Source organism: Curtobacterium flaccumfaciens (assembly GCF_051548005.1).
In the GTDB taxonomy this organism is placed as follows: domain Bacteria; phylum Actinomycetota; class Actinomycetes; order Actinomycetales; family Microbacteriaceae; genus Curtobacterium.
Genome location: NZ_JBPUGH010000208.1, coordinates 1 through 4,662, shown reverse-complemented (window position 1 = coordinate 4,662; position 4,662 = coordinate 1). Strand labels below are relative to the sequence as shown.

Annotated in this window: 5 protein-coding genes; all 5 read left to right on the top strand. The window is 71.6% G+C overall.

Features of this window, described 5'->3' with window-relative positions; all coding sequences use genetic code 11:
• Positions 1-618: response regulator transcription factor (locus ACSW7Y_RS16295; RefSeq protein WP_438127286.1), on the top strand; the 618-nt coding region annotated here is incomplete at its 5' end.
• Between the two features lie 5 nt (positions 619-623).
• The gene (locus ACSW7Y_RS16290) at positions 624-2,144 is read left to right on the top strand and encodes a sensor histidine kinase (protein ID WP_438127287.1); all 1,521 of its coding nucleotides are present in this window, start codon (positions 624-626) and stop codon (positions 2,142-2,144) included.
• A 38-nt stretch (positions 2,145-2,182) separates the two neighbouring features.
• Positions 2,183-2,455, top strand: coding sequence for a hypothetical protein (locus ACSW7Y_RS16285; protein WP_438127285.1), 273 nt, complete (start codon positions 2,183-2,185; stop codon positions 2,453-2,455).
• 331 nt (positions 2,456-2,786) lie between these two features.
• Positions 2,787-3,020, top strand: a complete 234-nt coding sequence (locus ACSW7Y_RS16280; RefSeq protein WP_438127284.1) for a hypothetical protein — start codon at positions 2,787-2,789, stop codon at positions 3,018-3,020.
• Between the two features lie 223 nt (positions 3,021-3,243).
• A complete protein-coding gene (locus ACSW7Y_RS16275; RefSeq protein ID WP_438127283.1) occupies positions 3,244-4,533 on the top strand; it encodes a glycosyltransferase in 1,290 nt (429 codons plus the stop codon).
• Positions 4,534-4,662 lie beyond the last annotated feature (129 nt).

Genomic DNA, 4,662 nt, shown 5'->3' with positions numbered 1-4,662 from the left:
GGCGACGGCTGGTCCGTGCGTGCCGTGCACCGCGGCCGGGACGTGTTCTTCGCCGCCCGCGAGTTCCAGCCCGACGTCATCGTGCTCGACGTCATGCTGCCGGACATCGACGGGTTCGAGGTGCTCGAACGGCTCCGCGACGCCCGTGACGACGTCCGCGTGCTGTTCCTCACCGCGCGGGACGCCCCCGCGGACCGGCTCGCCGGACTCACCGGCGGCGGTGACGACTACCTGACCAAGCCGTTCGGGATCGAGGAGCTGCTCGTCCGGGCGCGCATCCTCGTCCGGACCTCCGTCCGGGTCGCCTCGACGGGGCCGGCGGGCATCGTCGTCGGCGACCTGCACCTCGACGAGGACGCCCGTACCGTGGCCCGGGCCGGCGACCCGCTCGAACTCACGCTGACCGAGTACGAGCTGCTGCGGCACCTCGCCCGGAACGCGAACCGGGTGCTGTCGCGGGAGCAGATCCTCGCGAGCGTGTGGGGCATGGACTTCGGCGCGTCGTCGAACCTCGTGGACATGTACGTGTCGTACCTCCGCAAGAAGCTCGACGCCGGCCGGGAGCCCATGCTGCAGACCGTCCGCGGGGCCGGCTACGTGCTCCGCCCGACGACGTGAGCGGGATGCGGCGGGCGGGAGCCGACCGGGCGGGCCCCGCGCGGGCGCCCTCGCTGCGGTGGCGGATCGTCGGGGCGGTCGCGCTGCTCCTCGTCGTCACGAACGTCGTCGTCGGGGCGGTCACCGTCGTGGCGTTCCGGGAGTACCTCGTGGGGCGGCTGGACGCGGAGCTCGCCACGGCCGCGGGGCGGGTCGTCGGGGACGGGAGACCGCCGGGGTCGGGGTCGGGGTCGGTGCCGTCGTCTGGCTCCGCTGCCGGGCAGCCAGACCCGGACAACGAGTTCATCGGTGCGCCGGGGCAGGCCGCCGGGACCGTCGTGGCCGTCCTCCGCTCCGGCTCCACCGTGCTCGCCGGGTACACCGACAGCGAGGGTCGGCAGCACGGACTCACCGCAGCGCAGGAGCGCACGCTCTCCGCGATCGACCGCGACGGCACGCCCGTCACGGTCCGGCTCGGAGCGCTCGGCGCGTACCGGGCGCAGGCCGTCGGCAGCGGCGGGGACGTCTTCGTCACCGCGCTCCCCCTCGGGGCGCTCGACTCGACCATCACCCGGCTCGCCCTGGTCTTCGGCGGCGTCACCCTGCTCGGTCTCCTCGTCGCCGCATGGGCCCTGGCCCTCACCGTGCGACGGGCACTCCGACCGCTCGAGCACGTCGCCGGCGTCGCGACCGACGTCGCCGCGCTCGACCTCGAACGTGGCGACACGGACATCACCGCCCGTGTGGCCGTGGCCGACCTCACCGCGAACCGCGAGGTCGGGCAGGTCGGCACCGCGCTGAACCGCCTGCTCGGCCACGTCGGCCGGGCGCTCACCGTCCGCCGGGAGGCCGAGGCCGGCATGCGGACCTTCGTCGCCGACGCCTCGCACGAGCTCCGGACGCCGATCGCCACCGTCCGGGCCTACGCCGAGCTCTCGACGACCTCGACCGACATCGACGCGGTGCACGCGAACGTCGGGCGGATCGTGACCGAGGCCGTCCGCATGGGTGACCTCGTCGAGGAACTGCTGCTGCTCGCCCGGCTCGACGCCCGCGCGCTCGCCGGGACCCCGCCGCTCGCCGTCGACGCGATCGACCTGACCTCGATCGTGGTCGAGGCGGCGATGGACGCCCGCACGACGGCCCCGGACCACCGCTGGGCGCTCGACGTCGACGACGATCCCGTGATCATGGACGGCGACGCGCCACAGCTGCGTCGACTCGTGCGGAACCTGCTCTCGAACGCCGCGCAGCACACCCCGAACGAATCGGCCGTCGTGGTGTCCTTGCGTCGCGTACCGGGAGCAGCACAGCCCTCCGTACGACTCGTCGTCGCGAACGACGGCCCGACGATCGACCCCGCCCTCCTACCGAGCCTGTTCGACCGCTTCACCCGCGGCGAGGCGTCGCGGTCTCGGGAGCACGGGACGAGCGGCCTCGGGCTGGCGATCGTGCAGGCCGTGGCCTCGGCGCACGGCGGAACGGTCAGGGTGGCCTCCGGACCGGGGCGCACCGCGTTCACGGTCGAGCTACCCGCGTCCTCCTGAGCCGTTCGGGTACGCTGCGGACAACGGACGGGGGAACCATGACGAACGACTTCACGCGACTGCCCCGTCGCGCTCGTGCCGAAGACCTCGTCGTCGAGGTCCCGGCGTTCGAGGACGACCGACCCCAGCCCGAGCCCGAGCCGCCCGCGGCAGCTCCGGAGCTCGTCGCCGCGACCCGGTTCGCGCAGACCTCGCACGCGGCACCGACGATCCGGCGGACACAGATGCGCGCCGGGCTGTGGATCGCGGGCGTCCCGATCGTCGTACTCGCCCTGATCGCCGTGGTGCAGGTGCTGATCACCGATATGTAGTGTTGTACGCCGTGGAGGGGCGGCGATGAACACGACCGGCAGGACGCGACGCCACGCGTACGTGGACGAGTCGAAGGCGAAGGACTACCTCCTCGTCTCCGTCGCACTCGACTCGGGTTCGTTGCACCACGCCCGGGGCACCGTGCGTTCCATGATCCTCCCGGGCCAGAGTCGACTGCACATGCGGAAGGAGAGCGATCGCAGACGACGGTACGTGCTGGATGCACTGTCCGACTTCACCACCTCGACGGTGATCGTCAGGGCACCGAAGGACGGACGGTCGGACCGAGAGCGTCGAAGTCGATGCGTCGCTGGCCTGATCCGGTGGTCGGTGGACAACGGCATCGACGAGATCTGCTTCGAGCTCGATGAAACCCTCCAGCGCCAGGATCGGCAATGCATCGTCGAGACCTTGCACGCCGTCCGACCGAAGGCCGTGAACCACCGCCACGAACGTGCTGCGGTCGAACCGCTGCTCGCGCTGCCTGATGCGATCGGCTGGGCCTGGGCGAAAGGGGGTGAGTGGCGACGCCGAGCCGGAGCGGTGACGATCGAAGACGTGTGATGACGCGCAGCGATCGGGAGCGGCTGGGTGCCCCGAAAGCGCGAAACCCGAGCGCCCAACCGTCCGGATGGGTCTCGGGTCCACTTCTCGAAGCTCAACGCAGCGAGCGGAAGTAGCATATCAGCCCCGAACAGGCTTCACCAGCGGGGCCTGACCGTCGTTCTTAGGGCCGCCACAGGGTCCTGCTGCGGTGCGCATGAGCCGGCTGCCGAACCTGATCGGCATGACGGAGACGAACCAGACCCTCGACATCGACATCGTCGTCCCCTGCTACAACGAGCAGGACACGCTCGCGACGCACGTCCGGCGGCTGCACACCTTCTGCCGCACCTCGCTGCACCACACCTGGCGGATCACGATCGCGGACAACGCGTCGAGCGACGACACCGAGCGCATCGCCGACGACCTCGCGGCCATGCTCCCGGAGGTCCGGGCCGTGCACTTGCCGCTCAAGGGACGCGGCCGCGCGCTCAAGGCGGTCTGGGGCGCATCGGAGGCGCAGGTGCTCGTGTACGTGGACGAGGACCTGTCCACGGACCTCGCCGCCCTCGAACCGCTCGTCGCACCCCTGCTGTCCGGGCACTCGGACCTCGCCATCGGCACGCGTCTCGCGGGGTCGTCCCGGGTGGTCCGTGGCGGGAAGCGCGAGTTCATCTCCCGCTCGTACAACCTGCTGCTCCGGACGACGATGGGCGTCGACTTCTCCGACGCGCAGTGCGGGTTCAAGGCCGTGACCCGCGAGGCCGCACAGCACCTCCTGCCGCTCTGCGAGGACGACGCGTGGTTCTTCGACACGGAGCTGCTCGTGCTGGCCGAGCACGCCGGACTCCGGGTGCACGAGGTCCCGGTCGACTGGGTCGACGACGTCAACTCGTCGGTGCACATCGCCTCGACCGCGACCGAGGACCTCAAGGGCATGTGGCGGGTGTCGCGCGGACTCGCGACCGGACGCATCGCGATCACCCCGGTCTACGACGCGATCGGACGCCGGCCGTTCACCCCGCCGCACGTCGGGATCGTCGGGCAGGTCCTGCGGTTCGGCGCGATCGGCGTGCTGTCCACGATCGCCTTCGCTGTGCTGTACGCCCTGTTGCGGCCGGCCATCGGGGCGCAGACGGCGGACTTCCTCGCGCTGCTGCTCACTGCGATCGGGAACACGGCGCTCAACCGTCGCTTCACCTTCGGCGTGCGAGGGCGCTCCGGAGCCGGGAAGCACCACGTGCAGGGGCTCGTCGTGTTCGGCATCGCCTGGGCGATCACCGCCGGGTCGCTCGTCGTCCTGCACGCGACGACCCCCGGCGCCACGCACGGAACGGAGATCGTCGTGCTCACGGGTGCGAACCTGCTCGCGACCCTGGTCCGGTTCGTGTTGTTCAAGGCCTGGGTGTTCCGCTCCCGGCGACGTCCGGAGCTGATCCGGCCCGGCACGACCCCGGCGGCCGACGCGAGCACGGCATCGAACCCGGCCGCGGACACCGAGCAAATCCCGGTCGAGGAGCACCGCGCGGCCTGACGTCGCCGGGTCGCATCCGCCCGAGCCCCTCGCACGGTGCGAGGGGCTCACCCGATGGTGCGAGGTCCCGCACATGGTGGGGCGGCGTGCACCTCCCACCGTGCGTGCAACCTCGCACCGAGCGGGCGG

What these genes read in the sequence shown, in the direction of transcription:
- ACSW7Y_RS16290 (WP_438127287.1), top strand. Translation starts at nt 624, where the DNA reads ATGCGGCGGGCGGGAGCCGACCGGGCGGGCCCCGCGCGGGCGCCCTCG.
- ACSW7Y_RS16285 (WP_438127285.1), top strand. Translation starts at nt 2,183, where the DNA reads ATGACGAACGACTTCACGCGACTGCCCCGTCGCGCTCGTGCCGAAGAC.
- ACSW7Y_RS16275 (WP_438127283.1), top strand. Translation starts at nt 3,244, where the DNA reads ATGACGGAGACGAACCAGACCCTCGACATCGACATCGTCGTCCCCTGC.